A 15,175-nucleotide genomic window follows, 5' to 3' on the forward strand; every position below is an offset into this window, starting at 1 on the left:
ATCACAAGTCTGCCGAGAAGGAATCCTCACTGATTCCGGGTGCCTCGCAGCACGTTTATACGGATGTTGCTGTGGCCAAACTAGGGCTTTGCGCGTACCGCCATCGGCTTGTCCGGCCTCTCGGGGCCCGCATTGGCAATGCGCTTGGCCAGAAAGGCATCGATCGCCCGCGCCATTGCATCCGCCGTGCGCGACCGCCATGCGTCGGAGACCAGGTTCCCCATATCGCCCTTATTGGAGACATAGCCGAGTTCGACCAGCACGGATGGCACGTCGGGCGCCTTGAGGACGCGGAAACCGGCCGATTTCAGCGGGCGCTTATGCATATGCACCGCCGTCTTCATGTCGTTCATCAGCACACGGGCGAACCTGTTGGAAAACGTGCGTGTTTCCCGGCGGGCCAGATCGATCAGGATGTCGGCGACGTCGGCCGGCTCCTCGGTCAGATTGACCCCGCCGATCTGGTCGGCGCGGTTCTCGGTCTCGGCCAGCCGTTCCGCCTCGACGTCGGACGCCTTGTCCGACAGCGTGTAGATGGTCGCGCCCTGCGCAGTGCCCTCACCCCGCGGCAGCGCGTCGGCGTGGATGGAGACGAACAGAGCCGCCGATTGCTTCTGGGCGATGCGGACCCGGTCTCCGAGCGGGATGAAGGTGTCGTCGTCGCGGGTCATGACCACGCGGAACTTGCCCGACCGTTCCAGCCGGTCGCGCAGCGCCTGGCCGAAGGCGAGCACCAGATTCTTCTCCGGCACCTCGCCGCCCTGCGTGCCGTAGTCGATACCTCCATGACCGGGGTCGATCACGACCACGGGCCGGGTGTCCGGCGGGCCATCCGTCGGAGGGGTGGCGATGGCGACCGTCGTCGGCGGCGGCCGGACTGCCGGCGCGGGGTTCCCTGCGACCGCGACGGACGCCGTCGCGGAACCCGAATCGGCAGGCCTGGCCCGGCTGTCGCTGCCGATGGCGCGGGCGAAAGTCGCCTCGTCGACCTCCTCCAGTTCGAGCACCAGCCGCGGCGGCTGGCCGTTGGCGGCATCCAGCACCGTGGAGTTGGCGATTCGGGCCGGGCCGGTGAGATCGAAGACGATGCGGGACCCACCAGGCATCACCATCCCATAGCGGAACGCCTTCACCAGACCACGGCCGCTGGTCCCGGCTCCCGTGGGCAGATGAAAGCTGACCTGGGGCAGGTCGACGACGACGCGATAGGGTTCGCTGAGCAGGAAGGCTCGAAACGGCACCGTCCGGTCGAGATCGAGCACGAATCGGGTCTGTCGGGAATCGCCGGCGACCCGTGCATCGGTGGCGATCGGGAACCCGGGCCCGACTACGGCAGGCGGAACCTGGCCGACCGGCCCGCTCTGGGCGCGGGCCGGAATGGCGGCCGCGCATAACATTTGCGTGACGCACAGTGACGCGCATCCCAGCAAGGAAAGGTAATTCGCCCGGCCAACTGCCAAATCGATGCCTCCGCGGGATCGTCTTACCGCAACCAATCCCAGGGGTTAATCGCCAAATTTTGTCATTTTCGTTAAAGGCCACCGATTGTTGCGGTTCCGCGACGCTTCGCTTGCGCGACCTGACCATTCCTCGTATGTACGAAGGGCTGAAGGCTAATCCTTACTGCCGGTTGTGTCGCGTTCAACCTCCGGTGAAACGCCGGAAGCTTCGTGATCGGGGTGCTCGGTATCGAGTCCTTGATCGTGGCGGAGATTCCAGCGCCTTTCCGACGCTCCACCAAAGCCTGCGCGATCCCGCGCGGCCGCAACGGAGAGCGGTCACGAGCCGAGTGGCGCCTGTCAGGGCGCCTCCTCGCAGAGACCGCCCGGGCACCAGGTCAGACACGGTATAGCCTGATACCGCGCCCGTGACAGGGTGGGTATTCGATCCAGGCAAGCGTTTCGGCGCAATCTGGCCTTCGGCAACAGAGAAGGCGGCACCCGCTGCCGCCCACATATTCCAGACGGGCCGACGCTTGATGCGCCAGACTGAGTTGCCAACCACGACCAGCGGACGATCCGCGCCGATGCGGGGCCAGACCCCCGCCCGGCCAATCGCCCCGCCGGCATCAGGGTTGGCGCGGCGCGACCAGCTGCGTTTAGGCCTTCCCCTCACCCCCGAATCAGGTGGACCGTCGCGTCATCCGACAGCGCGCCACGCGCTCGCGGCCAATCGCGCCCGTCGCCTCCAAGAGTTCCAATATGCCCAACAAGATGTTGATCGATGCTACCCACCCGGAAGAGACCCGGGTCGTTGTCGTCCGCGGCAACCGCGTCGAGGAATTTGATTTCGAAACGGCCCAACGCAAGCAGCTCCGCGGCAACATCTACCTCGCCAAGGTTACCCGCGTTGAGCCCTCGCTGCAGGCCGCCTTCGTCGAGTATGGCGGCAACCGCCACGGCTTCCTCGCCTTCAGCGAAATCCATCCGGACTACTATCAGATCCCAGTCGCCGACCGGCAGGCTCTGATCGAAGCCGAGGAGCGCGCGCACCGCGAAGCCGAAGAGGAAAGCGAGAACCGCTCCAATCGCCGCCGCAACCGGCACCGCAGTTCACGGCGCCGCGGCAGCGGCGAACGCGTCCAGAGCGAGATCGTCGAGGCCGCCGAGGCGGGCCTCCCTGCCCAGACCGAGGGGCATGAGGCCGACCACGAGGCGCCTGAGCACCACGCCTATGCGCAGGACGATCAGCCGCACGCCGACGCGACCGAGGCGCAAGGCTTCTCCGAGGGCCCGGTCGAGACCCACGACCAGGACGCGCCGGGCGAAGCTCAACAAGGCGCAGCCGACGAATCGCACGGCCATGCCGAAGAACCGCATGATGCCGTCGCCGCGCAGGCCCACGACGCCGCCGAGCAGCCCACTGGCGAAGTCGCGCAGACCGGCGACGCGCCCGCCACCGAGGCAGCCAGCCCCGTCCTCGGAGCGGACGAGCACGCCGACGAGCATGACCATGAGAGCCACGGTCATGACGAGCATCATGATGGCGAGCACGAGCATGATGAGCTCGATCATCACGAGCACGACCATCACGAGCATGATCACGATGAGCACGATCACGACGATGACGTCGCTCCCATGGCCGAGCACGCGGATCACGGCGTCACCATCGTGCCCGGCGACGAGAACGGCTCTGAGGCCGTGTCCGGCGACCACGAGGACGACGAGGACGACGGCGAGGAGATCGAGGAAGAGCTCGTCGAATCCGTCGGCGGCGACGACGTGCTGGAAGAAGTGCCGGAGCGCACCTTCCGTCCGCGCCGGCAGTACAAGATCCAGGAGGTCATCAAGCGCCGCCAGGTGATGCTGGTGCAGGTCGTGAAGGAGGAGCGCGGCAACAAGGGCGCCGCGCTGACGACCTATCTGTCGCTCGCCGGCCGCTACGCCGTGCTGATGCCCAACACCGCCCGCGGCGGCGGCATAAGCCGCAAGATCACCTCCGCGCAGGACCGCTCGCGCTTGAAGGAAGTGGTGCAGGACCTCGACGTGCCCGAGGGCATGGGCGTGATCCTGCGCACCGCCGGCGCCAACCGCACCAAGCCCGAGATCAAGCGCGACTTCGAATATCTGCTGCGGCTGTGGGAAACGGTCCGCGACATGACCTTGAAGTCGCAGGCGCCGACGCTGGTCTACGAGGAAGGCTCGCTGATCAAGCGCTCGCTGCGCGACCTCTACAACAAGGAGATCGACGAGATCCTGGTGGCCGGTGAAGACGGCTACCGCGAGGCGCACGACTTCATGAAGATGCTGATGCCGACCAACGTCCGGGCGGTGAAACAGTATCGCGACGGCCAGCCGCTGTTCTCGCGGATGGGCGTCGAGAGCCAGCTCGACGCGATGTTCTCTCCGACCGTGCAGCTGCGCTCCGGCGGCTATATCGTGCTCAACCAGACCGAGGCGCTGGTCTCGATCGACGTGAACTCCGGCCGCGCCACGCGCGAGCATCACATCGAGGACACCGCTCTCAAGACCAATATGGAGGCGGCCGAGGAAGTGGCGCGGCAGCTCCGTTTGCGCGACCTCGCCGGGCTGATCGTCATCGACTTCATCGACATGGACGAGAAGCGCAACAACCGCTCCGTCGAGCGCAAGCTGTCGGACTGCCTGCGGCAGGATCGCGCGCGCATCCAGGTCGGCCGGATCTCGCACTTCGGCCTGTTGGAGATGTCGCGCCAGCGCATCCGTGCCAGCGTGCTGGAAAGCTCGACCGAGCCGTGCGCGCATTGCGGCGGCACCGGCCATGTGCGCTCGGTATCCTCGGTGGCGCTGCAACTGCTGCGCAGCCTCGAAGAAACGCTGATGAAGGGCGCGACCCACAACCTCGTGGTCCGCACCCGCACCGAGGTGGCGCTCTACGTGCTGAACCACAAGCGCGGCCATCTGCGCGACCTCGAGAACAGCTTCAAGGTCTCGCTCGCCGTCATCGCCGACCCGAGCGTGAGCGGCCAGCAATCCTTCATCATCGATCGCGGCGAGCAGGTGCATACGCTCGAGGCCGCCAAGGCGCTGCTCGCGGCGCAGGCCTCCGCCCCGCCGCTGGTGGCCGAGGACATCTACGACGAGGAAGAACCGTTCGACATCGAGACGGAATCCGAGGTCGAGACCGAGGAGACCGAAGGCCTGTCCGAGGACACGGCCGACGGCAGCGCTGTCGAAGGCGAGCGGGACGGCGCGCGTCGCAAGCGGCGCCGGCGCCGGCGCGGCCGCGGCGGCGAGACCCGCGAGGGCGCGCTGCCTGAAGGAACGGCCGGACTGCAGCCCGCGGAGCCGGGCCCTGCCGCCGACCAGTCAGCCGAGGACTCCGACGGCGAAGACGACGAGTCGGAGGAACAGCCTGCGTTCGCCCAAGGCGAGCAGACGGATCAGCCTGGCGGCGAGCGGCGTCCGCGCCGGCGTGGACGTCGCGGCGGTCGCCGTCGGCGCGGTGGCGCGGAAGAAGGTCTCGCCGCGTCGATCGGCGACGAGCTCGCGCCAGCTTCGGCATCGGAGGCAGAAGCCGCCGTGGCCGATTTCGACGGCAACGGCGCTTCCCACCACGACGAGGAAGAGCCGGCAGAACCCGCGGCGCCGGTCCAGGCGTCGGCCGCAACCGAGGCCGATGAGCCCCTCGCTGGCGCCTCCGCGCCAATGCCCCAGGCTGCTCCCGGTCAACCCGAAGTGCAGCAGACCGAGGCTCCGAAGACGGAATCCGAGAAGACCCCGCGGCGTTCGACGGTTCGCGAGAAGGTCAGCTTCCTCACCGAGCCCAGGCCGGAGAGCGCGGTTTCGGCCGTCAACGTCGCCGAGAGCAGCACGCCCGCTCCGGCTGCCGACGTCGCGGCGTCCGAATCGGTTGCCACCGAGCCGGCGGCCACCGATTCCTCGTCCCCTGCGGCCCCGCGCCGGGCCGGCTGGTGGTCCCGCCGTTTCGGTGGCGGGCAGTAGCCCCCGCTCTCCGACGCTTCAATGCAAAACGCCCGGCCAGATGGCCGGGCGTTTTTCATATGGCGTATGGCGATCGTTCCTGGCCGTGACGACCGGAGGCCGCTCAAGCCACGTCACGGCCGTCTCGACATCCGACGGATCGATCTGCTGATTGAGCCGTCTCTGCAGGAGATCATGGTCGCGTTCGTCTTCCCGCCACGAGACGAACACGGCGGCCGTGCCGTTGCCGGTGATGTTGGTCGGCGCACGCGGCTCGCGCATGAACTCGTCGGTCGAGCACACGATCGCCATGCCCGGAACCAGGGCCGGCTTCACGACCGACAGCGTTGCGGCCAAGGTGACGAAGACGGCAACGTCAACGCCGCTCGTGCCCTTCAATGACGAAGGGTGCACAACCGACCTCACCCGCGCCCTAGCCTAGCCAGCGCGCGATCCGGGCCACCGCCTCGCGCATGTCCTCGGCCGAACGCGCATAGGAAAAGCGCACGAAGCTGCGGCCGTGGATCGGATCGAAGTCGACGCCCGGCGTGGCGGCCACATGGGTCTCCTCCAGCATCCGCTTGGCGAAGTCGAAACTGTCGGAGGTGAAGTCGGACACGTCGGCATAGAGGTAGAAGGCGCCGTCGGCCGGCAGGAACCGGGTCAGGCCGGCCTTCGGGAAACCCTCGATCAGGATGCGGCGGTTCTCCTGGTAACCGTGCTTGATGGCCTCCATCTCGGCCCGGCCGTCGAACGCCGCTTCCGCCGCGATCTGCGACAGGGTCGGAACCGAGATCGCGAGGTTCTGCTGCAGACGCTCGATCGGCCGCACCAGCGCATCCGGCACCACCATCCAGCCGATGCGCCAGCCCGTCATGCAGAAGTACTTCGAGAACGAGTTGATGATCAGGGCCTCGCTCGACAGCTCCGCCGCCGTCACCGCCGGAAACGCGTAGTCCAGACCGTGATAGATCTCGTCGGAGATGAAGCGGATGCCGGCATCGCGTGCGGCTGCAATGACGCCGCCCAGCGCCTCGCGCGACATCATGGTGCCGGTCGGATTGGCAGGGCTTGCCACCAGCACGCCCTTCAGCGGCGTCTTGCGGTGCGCGGCGAGCAGCGCCTCGCCGGTCAAAGCGTGACGGTTCTCCGCCGTGGTCTCGATCAGCACCGGCTCGCAGCCCAGCGCCGTCAGGATGTGGCGATAGGGCGGATAGCCCGGCACGGTCACGGCCACGCGGTCACCGGGCTCGAACATCGCCAGGAACGCCAGGATGAATCCGGCGGAGGATCCCGTCGTGATCACGATCCGCGCCGGATCGATCTCGCAAGCATGCGTCTCGCGATAGTGCCGTGCGATTCGCTGCCGCAGCGACAGCAAACCCAGCGCCGAGGTGTAGTCGATGCGGGCCTGATCGAGCGCGGCATGCGCGGCCGCGATGGCCGCTCGTGGCGCAGCCGCCGCCGGTTGGCCGACCTCCATGTGGATGACATGTCCGCCGCCCGACTCGATCCGCTCGGCCGCAGCCATCACGTCCATCACCATGAACGGTGGAACATTGCTGCGCGCGGACGGCGCCGTCAGGTTGGCGATCCGCTGTTCCAATGTCGGTATCACTGTCGCATCCACCATCGATATCTGCTATTGACCCCGGCTGTCCGGACCCGCTCCGTGAACCGGTCGAGGTCAGCCCATGGGCCTCGTTCGCCGCAGATGAGCCGCATTCCGCCGTTTGGTGGGCAATAGCCCGTCTCGCGCCTCGCGCCAATTGCAAAGATCGCCTGATGTCGCTCCGTATCGTTCTTCGCAAGAAACTGTCCGGCGGGCTTGCCGCGGTCGTCGCGGCGGCCGTGACGCTGGCGCCGCTCGCGCCTGCGTCGGCGCAGCAGGGCAAGGGACCGCCGATCCTGCGCGACACCGAGACCGAGGTGCTGCTGCGCGAATATACGCGGCCGATCCTGCGCGTCGCTGGGCTCGAAAAGCAGAACATCCAGATGGTCATCATCAACGATGCGTCCTTCAACGCGTTCGTTGCCGACGGCCGCCGCATCTTCGTCAATTACGGCGCGATCCTGCAGTCGGAAAATCCGAATCAGCTGATCGGCGTGCTCGCGCACGAGACGGGCCATCTCGCCGGCGGTCATCTCGCCAAGCTGCGCCAGCAGCTCGCCACCGCGCAGACCCAGATGATCATCGCCACCATTCTCGGGGCCGGCGCCCTCGCCGTTGGCGCGCGCGGCGGCGGCAGCGGCCTGGCCAATGCCGGCGCCGCGACGCTGTCGGCCCCGGGCGAGGTCATCCGCCGATCGCTGTTGTCGTATCAGCGCCAGCAGGAGGAGAACGCCGACCGTGCCGGGGTGAAATTCCTCACCGCGACAGCGCAATCGCCGAAGGGCATGTACGAGACGTTCAAGCGCTTCACCAATGAGAGCCTGTTCGCCGCGCGCGGCGCCGACCCCTATCTGCAATCACATCCGATGCCGGCCGATCGCGTCGAGGCGCTCGAGGGCCTCGCGCGCCAAAGCCCCTATTGGGACAAGAAGGACGACCCCGCACTGCAGCTCCGCCACGACATGGTCCGTGCCAAGATCTCGGCCTTCATGGAACGGCCGGACACGGTGGCACGGCGCTATCCATTGTCGGACACCGGCCTGCCCGCCCGCTACGCCAGGGCAATCTCCACCTACCTGCATGGCGACCTGCGCAGCGCCCTGAGCCAGATCGATGGCCTGATCCAGGTGCAGCCCAACAACCCCTATTTCTACGAGGTCCGCGGCCAGGCCCTGCTGGAGGGCGGCCGCCCCACTGAGGCGATCGCCCCGCTGCGCAAGGCGGTGCACCTGTCCAATAACGCCCCGCTCATCGAGATGTTACTTGGTCAGGCCTTGGTGGCATCCGAGAACAAAGCCTACACTGACGAGGCGATCTCGATCTTGCGCGCGGCGGTCGCGCGCGAATCCGAGGCGCCGCTCGGCTATTCCCAGCTCGCGATGGCCTACGGTCGCAAGGGCGATTATGCGGAGGCGGATCTGGCCTCGGCGCAGGCCGCCTTCCTGCGTGGCGACAACAAGACGGCGCGCGAGCTTGCCTCGCGTGCAAAAACCCGCTTCGCGGTCGGCTCGCCGGGCTGGGTCAGGGCCGACGACATCGTCACGGCAAAGCCGCTTTCCGGCCAGTAGGGTGTCGGACAGCGGGGGGTTGGCGCCCGCTGAAGGTTTGAACTACTGCTATCATCCGATCCAGAATATCAGAATACCGTCACGACCATCGACAAGGACCCGATCATTTGACCCAGAGGACCTCCTTCATGCCGTCAGTCCGCACGCTCATTCCCGCGATGTTGCTCGCGCTTTCGCTCTGCGGCGTGCCTCAGCTCGCGTCGGCGGAGAGCTTCTCCGACAGCCAGCGGGGCGAGATCGAGACCATCGTCCGAAACTATTTGATCGCGCATCCCGAGGTGCTCGAAGAGGCGATGGCCGAGCTGCAGAAGCGTCAGACGGCGGCCGAGGCGGCCAAGCACGAGGCCAGCGTCAGCAAGAACGCCGAGACCATCTTCAACTCGCCGCGCGGCGTCGTGCTCGGCAACAAGGATGGCGACGTCACCTTCGTCGAGTTCTTCGATTACAATTGCGGCTACTGCAAGCGCGCGATGGCCGACATGATGGAGCTGATGAAGAGCGACCCGAAGCTGAAGGTCGTGCTCAAGGAATTTCCCGTGCTGAGCCAGGGCTCCGTCGAGGCCGCACAGGTCGCGGTTGCCGTTCGCATGCAGGCCCCGCAGAAATATCTCGACTTCCACCAGAAGCTGCTGGGCGGCCGCGGCCAAGCCGACAAGGCCCATGCGCTCGCCGTCGCCAAGGATCTCGGGCTCGACATGGCGCGCATCGAGAAGGACATGGCGAGCCCCGAGGCCAAGGCGACGATCGAGGAAAACTTCAAGCTCGCCGAGGAGATGGGCATGAACGGGACGCCGAGCTACGTGATCGGCAAGCAGGTCGTGATCGGCGCCGTCGGCGTCGAGGGCCTGCGCGAGAAGATCAGCACGGCCCGCTGCGGCAAGGCGAGCTGCTGAGCATATCTGCCAAAGCGTCTCGCCATCATGGGATCAATCGAAGGCCGGCTGTCTCAGCCGGCCTTCTTCTTTGCCGTGAGCCGGTGAAGAAGCGACAGACCGGTGGCGGCAGCGCCCTCGCCTATCCCTTCAGCCTCATGCCGAGCCGGGTTCGAAGTGCCTCGCGGATGTGCCCGCGTGCAATCGCCTCTGCCCGATCGGGATCGCGGATCGCGATCGCCTCGATCAGCTCACCATGCTCGGCCGCGGCTGTTGCAGCACGTCCTTCGGCCGCAAACGTCGTGGTTCCCAGCAGCGCCGTCGCGACATGCATGTCCTCGAGGGCGGCGTCGAGATAGCGGTTGCGCGCGGCGCGCTGGATCGCACCGTGCATCAGCCGGTTCAGCCGCGCCAGCTCGGCGGCGTCCCCCGCGCTGACAAAGCTCGCATGAATGTCGCGGAGCGCCGCGACCTCGGCCGGCACGGCATATTGCGCGGCGAGCCGGGCCGCGGCGCCTTCGAGAATTTCCCGCATCGCGTACAGCTCGAGGACTTCGTTCTCGTCGAGACTGCGCACGATCAGGCCGCGTCCACCGGCCGGCTGCACCCACCCCTTGGCCACCAGCTTGCCGAAGGCCTCACGGACCGGCGTCCGGCTGACGTTCAGCTTCTGGGCGACCTCGTCCTCCCGCAGCCGATCGCCGGAGCGATAGAAACCGTTCTCCAGCGCATGGCACAGCGCACGAAATACCGCTTCGCCGAGAGAGACGTTGTCACGATCGATGGTGAGCGATGGCGCTTCCGAGGACATGGGGGTCACGATCTCACAACCTCGCTCCGAACAACAGCATATCTTGCATATTTTTGTATACAATAGTATACGATTTCCATGCCCACTGTAGCCCGCACTTCCGTACCCTCTATTGCCGGTCGGCCGATGGCGTGGCTGTGCGACCAAAGCCGATCCAGGGCCTGCCGCCTTGCGTCCGCGAGGGCCTGCGATGACTGATCAGAGCGATATCGCCGACCATCCCCAGACCTACGACGTCGTCGTGGTCGGCGGCGGCAACGCGGCCCTCTGCGCCGCCATTGCGGCACGGCGCGGCGGGGCCTCGGTCATCGTGCTGGAGGCCGCCTCGAAGTTCTATCGCGGCGGCAATACGCGCCACACCCGCAACATGCGCTGCGCCCATGACGCGGCAACCACGACGTTGAGCGGCCCCTACACCGAGGACGAGTTCTGGGACGATCTCCTGCGGGTCACCGAGGGCCAGACCAGCGAGCAACTGGCGCGCCTGATGATCCGCGAGTCCAAGGACATGCTCGACTGGATCGTCGAACAGGGCGTGCGTTTCCAGCCCTCGCTCGGCGGCACGCTGAGCTTAGGACGGACCAACTCGTTCTTCCTGGGCGGCGGCCGGGCCATGCTCAATGCGCTGTATCTGACCGCCGAGCGGCTCGGCGTCGAGGTGCGCTACGAGGCCGAGGTGGTGGGGCTGGAGATCGACGGCAACCGCTTCCGCGCGGCGATCGTGCGGCACGGCGATGGCCGGATGCGCATCGCCGGCAGAGCGCTGGTGGCGGCTGCGGGCGGCTTCGAAGCCAATATCGACAAGCTGGTCGAGGGCTGGGGCGAGATCGCGCGCAACTTCCTGATCCGCGGCACGCCCAACAATCGCGGCACGGTGCTCGACATGCTGCTCGGCGCCGGCGTCGACAGCATCGGCGATCCGACCCAGTGCCACGCGGTGGCGATCGATGCGCGGGCCCCCAAATATGACGGCGGCATCATCACGCGGCTCGACTGCGTCGTGTTCGGCATCGTCGTCAACAACAACGCCGAGCGCTTCTACGACGAAGGCGAGGACGTCTGGCCGAAGCGCTACGCGATCTGGGGACGCCTCGTTGCTGCGCAGCCGGACCAGATCGCCTACATCATCTTCGACGCGAAATCGGCGAACCTGTTCATGCCGTCGCTCTACCCCGCGATCGAGGCGGCCAGCATTGCCGGGCTCGCTGGCAAGCTCGGCCTCGATCCGGACAAGCTGACCGCCACCGTCGCGCATTTCAACGCATCGGTGCGCGACGGACAATTCAATCCCGACATCCTCGACGATTGCCGCACCGAGAACCTGATGCCCCCGAAATCGCATTGGGCGCGCCGCATCGACAGCGGCCCCTACTATGCCTATCCGGTTCGGCCCGGCATTACCTTCACCTATCTCGGCGTGCGGGTCGATCACGCCGCAAAGATGATGATGAAGTCCGGCGGTCCCGCCGACAACATGTATGCCGCAGGCGAGATCATGGCCGGTAACGTGCTCGGCCGCGGCTATGCCGCAGGAATCGGCATGACGATCGGCAGCGTGTTCGGGCGCATCGCCGGCCGGGGAGCAGCGACACATGCAGCGCAGTGAGGCGTTGACCGAGGCGGATCGCCTGATGACGATCTGCAATTCCTGCCGCTATTGCGAGGGACTCTGCGCCGTGTTTCCGGCGATGGAGATGCGCCGCGCCTTCACGGGCGGCGACCTCAACTATCTCGCCAATCTCTGCCATGCCTGCGGCGCCTGCTACGTCGACTGCCAGTTCGCGCCACCGCACGAGTTCGATGTTCGCGTCCCCTCCGTCTTGGCCCGGGTGCGGCACGAGAGCTATGCCGACTATGCCTGGCCGCGCGCGCTGGCGCCGCTGTTCAGGCGCAACGGCCTCGCGGTGTCGCTCATCGCGGTGATCAGCATGGCCGCGTTCATCCTCGGCATCGTGGCCTTCAACGATCCGGCCGCGGTGTTTGCAGGCCGGCACGGCCCCGGCTCGTTCTACGCGCTCATGCCCCACAACGCGATGGCACTGTTGTTCGGCGCGGCCTTCCTGTGGGCCATCATCGCCTTCATCATGGGCGCCCGGGCCTTCTGGAACGACATCGGCGAGCCGAGCTCGACCCTGACGCGGCCACGTCCACTGCTGCGCGCCGTCCGCGACGCAGCCAGCCTGCGCTATCTCGATGGCGGCGGCGTCGGCTGCTACAACGAGGACGAGCGGCCGCGCGACACCAGGCGGTTCTATCACCAGCTGACGTTCTGGGGCTTCATGCTCTGCGTCGCATCGACCAGCGTTGCGACGCTCTACCACTATCTTCTGCACCGTGAGGCGCCGTATCCATTGTGGGATCTGCCGGTCGTGCTCGGCACGCTCGGCGGATTGGGCATCGTGGTCGGCCCGCTCGGACTCTACACCGCCAAGCGCAGGCGTGAGCCTGCGATGATGGATGCGGGCAGTCTCGCCATGGACGTCGCGTTCCTGGCGATGCTCGTGCTCACCGGCGCAACCGGTCTCGCCCTCCTCTTGCTACGCGAGACCAGCACGATGGGCCTGCTGCTCGCGCTCCATCTCGGTGCGGTATTCGCGCTCTTCATCACGATGCCCTACGGCAAGTTCGTGCACGGCCTCTATCGATTCTTGGCTCTCGTCCGCTACGCGCGCGAACGTCACGGCGCGTAGCTCATGCGAGCGCGACTGATCGCCACGATGGTCATGCGGCGTTCATGACCCTGAGCATCCGTTCATAAGGTTGCGATCTGCGACATTTTTCCGGAACGATCGGAGACGCACGGAACGACTCCTACTTCCTGCCGTTGTCGGCGCGGGCAGTGCCAATACGAGGAGGATAGAGGATGACCAATCGCTTGATGGTATCAGTTGCTGCAATCGCGCTCCTGGCGGGTGCAGGTTTTGCTCATGCGCAAGGTGCCGGCGGTGCGGGCGGCGCAGCTGGACAGTCCGGCGGCGCAGCCATGCAGGGCGGTGCGACCGGTGGTGCTGCCGGCGGAGCATCGAGCGGCGGCATGAACGCGCCCGGCGGCGCGATGCATCGCGACAGCGTCTCGCCTGCGGCCGGCGGCGCGTCCGACATGCGCTCCAGTCAATCGGAACAGAAGCCCGGTGCGACCAAGAGCCAGCACGCCGAGGACGGCATGAAGGGCCCGGCCACCAAGGGCGCGAGCACCGAGAGCGACAGCAAGGGCGGCGCCAAGAACATGAAGGCCGAAGGTCGCGAGGGTCGCGACAACAACATGAAGGCCGAGGGTCGCGACAGCAAGACCGGCACCAGCACCAATGCCGAAACCAAGACCGGCACCGAGCGTTCGCAGACCACCACCGGACAGGCCGGCGCCGCTGCCAAGCTCACCACCGAGCAGCGCACCAAGATCACCACGGTGATCCGCAGCCAGCGCGTTGAGCCGGTGACCAACGTCAACTTCAACATTTCCGTCGGCACAAGGGTGCCGCGCGAGGTTCACTTCCACCCGCTCCCGACCGAAGTCGTGACGATCTATCCGGAGTGGCGCGGATATGACTTCATCCTGGTTCGCGAGCAGATCGTCGTGATCGATCCTCACACCTACGAGATCGTCGCGGTTCTCAACGTCTGATCCCGACCAGGCAGGCGACGAGAACGAGGGGCGGGCAGCAATGCCCGCCCCAACCTATTGCGCAAAGCGCGCGCGGGAGCCATCACACGCAACGCGTGCAGTCCCGTGGACAAAGCCGGTTGTTCAGCAATTTCGTACGCTTAAGACGGTTTTTTCGTGTGACGGACCAAGCCTCGGTCAGCCTACCCGGCTGCCGAAAGGCTTCCCCTTGGCGGCTTTGTTACCTATAACGCCGCCCACTGCCGCCACACCGCCGGGATGGGAATGGCCGACGCCGCGCACAACACGATCTATGTCCTCAACGGACCCAACCTCAACCTGTTGGGCACCCGCGAGCCGGAGACCTACGGCCATGCCACCCTGGCAGACGTGGAACGGCTGTGCGTCGAGACGGCCGCCCGCTTCGGCCTGACGGCGGAGTGCCGGCAGTCGAACCATGAGGGTGTGCTCGTCGATCACATCCATGAGGCCCGCAGCCGCGGTGTGGTCGGAATCATCCTCAATGCCGGCGCCTACTCTCATACCTCCATTGCCCTGCACGACGCGCTGATGGGGGTGAAGATTCCCACCGTCGAAGTGCACATCAGCAACATCCACACCCGCGAGAGCTTCCGGCACCATTCTTTCACCGCGAAGGCCGCGTTTGCCTCGATCTGCGGCTTCGGCATCGACGGCTACCGGCTGGCGATTACCGGCCTCGCCGCCAAGATCGGCGCCAAAGCCGTCACGCAGACCGACATCTAGCGCAAGCCTGACGTCACAGTCCTCACGCATCCCAACGTTCCGGATCAGATCATGGCGCCCCAGCCCGACGACAAGACCATCGCGAAATCCGAAGACAGCCAGCTCATTCGCGAGCTCGCAGCGCTGCTGGATGAGACCAGCCTGACCGAGATCGAGCTGGAGCGTGCCGGCCTTCGCATCCGCGTTGCCCGCAACGTGACCGTTGCGGCGGCCGTCCATTCGGCCATCGGAGCCGCCACCGCTGGCGTTCCCGTGGTCGCGGCCGCCACCGCGGCAGCCGCCGGCGCGGACTTGTCAAAACATCCCGGCGTGGTGCCCTCGCCCATGGTCGGCACCGCCTACTGGGCGCCCGAGCCCGGCGCCAAGCCGTTCGTCGAGGTCGGCTCCAAGGTCTCGGTCGGTCAGACCCTGATGATCATCGAGGCCATGAAGACGATGAACCAGATCCCGTCGCCGCGCGCCGGCACGGTGACGCAGATCCTGGTCGAGGACGGCCAGCCCGTGGAGTTCGGCGAGCCGCTCGTCATCATCGAATAAGCGCGAC

11 protein-coding genes and 1 pseudogene are annotated in these 15,175 nt (G+C 66.5%); 8 read left to right on the forward strand and 4 right to left on the reverse strand.

Annotated elements, in window-relative coordinates; genetic code table 11:
- Positions 1 to 80: 80 nt before the first annotated feature.
- Positions 81 to 1,397 carry an N-acetylmuramoyl-L-alanine amidase gene (locus tag ACQR1F_RS05505; RefSeq protein WP_434845986.1) on the reverse strand — a complete coding sequence of 439 codons (1,317 nt, stop codon included), beginning with the start codon at positions 1,395 to 1,397 and terminating at the stop codon, positions 81 to 83.
- An 804-nt stretch (positions 1,398 to 2,201) separates the two neighbouring features.
- Here ACQR1F_RS05505 and ACQR1F_RS05510 point away from each other — a divergent pair.
- Positions 2,202 to 5,423, forward strand: a complete 3,222-nt coding sequence (locus ACQR1F_RS05510; RefSeq protein ID WP_434872731.1) for an Rne/Rng family ribonuclease — start codon at positions 2,202 to 2,204, stop codon at positions 5,421 to 5,423.
- A gap of 111 nt (positions 5,424 to 5,534) precedes the next feature.
- Here ACQR1F_RS05510 and ACQR1F_RS05515 read toward each other — a convergent pair.
- Both ACQR1F_RS05515 and ACQR1F_RS05520 read right to left on the reverse strand, forming a co-directional pair.
- Positions 5,535 to 5,798, reverse strand: a pseudogene (locus tag ACQR1F_RS05515) (dicarboxylate/amino acid:cation symporter); the annotation flags it as partial.
- A gap of 37 nt (positions 5,799 to 5,835) precedes the next feature.
- A complete protein-coding gene (locus ACQR1F_RS05520; RefSeq protein WP_315800157.1) occupies positions 5,836 to 7,035 on the reverse strand; it encodes a pyridoxal phosphate-dependent aminotransferase in 1,200 nt (399 codons plus the stop codon).
- Between the two features lie 152 nt (positions 7,036 to 7,187).
- On the opposite strand from ACQR1F_RS05520, the gene ACQR1F_RS05525 reads away from it, so the two are divergent.
- Together ACQR1F_RS05525 and ACQR1F_RS05530 are read left to right on the forward strand one after the other, a co-directional pair.
- Positions 7,188 to 8,582, forward strand: coding sequence for a M48 family metalloprotease (locus ACQR1F_RS05525; protein ID WP_315800158.1), 1,395 nt, complete (start codon positions 7,188 to 7,190; stop codon positions 8,580 to 8,582).
- A gap of 128 nt (positions 8,583 to 8,710) precedes the next feature.
- The gene (locus ACQR1F_RS05530) at positions 8,711 to 9,475 is read left to right on the forward strand and encodes a DsbA family protein (protein WP_315800159.1); all 765 of its coding nucleotides are present in this window, start codon (positions 8,711 to 8,713) and stop codon (positions 9,473 to 9,475) included.
- Positions 9,476 to 9,596: 121 nt separating this feature from the next.
- Here ACQR1F_RS05530 and ACQR1F_RS05535 read toward each other — a convergent pair whose 3' ends face one another.
- Positions 9,597 to 10,265: a GntR family transcriptional regulator gene (locus tag ACQR1F_RS05535; RefSeq protein WP_315800434.1), complete on the reverse strand. Its 669-nt coding sequence runs from the start codon at positions 10,263 to 10,265 to the stop codon at positions 9,597 to 9,599.
- 190 nt (positions 10,266 to 10,455) lie between these two features.
- Between ACQR1F_RS05535 and tcuA the strand changes: the two genes are divergently transcribed.
- The 5 genes from tcuA to accB all read left to right on the forward strand — a co-directional run bounded on the left by tcuA (position 10,456) and on the right by accB (position 15,168).
- Complete coding sequence (gene tcuA, locus ACQR1F_RS05540) at positions 10,456 to 11,871, forward strand: FAD-dependent tricarballylate dehydrogenase TcuA (RefSeq protein ID WP_434912643.1); 1,416 nt, start codon at positions 10,456 to 10,458, stop codon at positions 11,869 to 11,871.
- A complete protein-coding gene (tcuB, locus tag ACQR1F_RS05545) occupies positions 11,858 to 12,955 on the forward strand; it encodes a tricarballylate utilization 4Fe-4S protein TcuB (RefSeq protein WP_434872728.1) in 1,098 nt (365 codons plus the stop codon). The genes tcuA and tcuB overlap by 14 nt, the downstream gene beginning before the upstream one ends.
- 173 nt (positions 12,956 to 13,128) lie before the next feature.
- Positions 13,129 to 13,887 (forward strand): DUF1236 domain-containing protein, encoded by a 759-nt coding sequence (locus tag ACQR1F_RS05550; RefSeq protein WP_434912644.1) that lies wholly within the window; start codon positions 13,129 to 13,131, stop codon positions 13,885 to 13,887.
- A gap of 264 nt (positions 13,888 to 14,151) precedes the next feature.
- Positions 14,152 to 14,631, forward strand: a complete 480-nt coding sequence (aroQ, locus tag ACQR1F_RS05555) for a type II 3-dehydroquinate dehydratase (RefSeq protein WP_434912645.1) — start codon at positions 14,152 to 14,154, stop codon at positions 14,629 to 14,631.
- Positions 14,632 to 14,682: 51 nt separating this feature from the next.
- Positions 14,683 to 15,168, forward strand: coding sequence for an acetyl-CoA carboxylase biotin carboxyl carrier protein (accB, locus tag ACQR1F_RS05560; RefSeq protein ID WP_315800164.1), 486 nt, complete (start codon positions 14,683 to 14,685; stop codon positions 15,166 to 15,168).
- Positions 15,169 to 15,175: the final 7 nt, after the last annotated feature.

The organism is Bradyrhizobium sp. HKCCYLS3013, assembly GCF_051167615.1.
In the GTDB taxonomy this organism is placed as follows: Bacteria; Pseudomonadota; Alphaproteobacteria; order Rhizobiales; family Xanthobacteraceae; genus Bradyrhizobium.

What these genes read in the sequence shown, in the direction of transcription:
- ACQR1F_RS05535 (WP_315800434.1), bottom strand. Translation starts at nt 10,265, where the DNA reads ATGTCCTCGGAAGCGCCATCGCTCACCATCGATCGTGACAACGTCTCT.
- tcuB (WP_434872728.1), top strand. Translation starts at nt 11,858, where the DNA reads ATGCAGCGCAGTGAGGCGTTGACCGAGGCGGATCGCCTGATGACGATC.
- ACQR1F_RS05550 (WP_434912644.1), top strand. Translation starts at nt 13,129, where the DNA reads ATGACCAATCGCTTGATGGTATCAGTTGCTGCAATCGCGCTCCTGGCG.
- ACQR1F_RS05510 (WP_434872731.1), top strand. Translation starts at nt 2,202, where the DNA reads ATGCCCAACAAGATGTTGATCGATGCTACCCACCCGGAAGAGACCCGG.
- ACQR1F_RS05530 (WP_315800159.1), top strand. Translation starts at nt 8,711, where the DNA reads ATGCCGTCAGTCCGCACGCTCATTCCCGCGATGTTGCTCGCGCTTTCG.
- tcuA (WP_434912643.1), top strand. Translation starts at nt 10,456, where the DNA reads ATGACTGATCAGAGCGATATCGCCGACCATCCCCAGACCTACGACGTC.
- ACQR1F_RS05520 (WP_315800157.1), bottom strand. Translation starts at nt 7,035, where the DNA reads ATGGTGGATGCGACAGTGATACCGACATTGGAACAGCGGATCGCCAAC.
- aroQ (WP_434912645.1), top strand. Translation starts at nt 14,152, where the DNA reads ATGGCCGACGCCGCGCACAACACGATCTATGTCCTCAACGGACCCAAC.
- ACQR1F_RS05525 (WP_315800158.1), top strand. Translation starts at nt 7,188, where the DNA reads ATGTCGCTCCGTATCGTTCTTCGCAAGAAACTGTCCGGCGGGCTTGCC.
- accB (WP_315800164.1), top strand. Translation starts at nt 14,683, where the DNA reads ATGGCGCCCCAGCCCGACGACAAGACCATCGCGAAATCCGAAGACAGC.
- ACQR1F_RS05505 (WP_434845986.1), bottom strand. Translation starts at nt 1,397, where the DNA reads ATGTTATGCGCGGCCGCCATTCCGGCCCGCGCCCAGAGCGGGCCGGTC.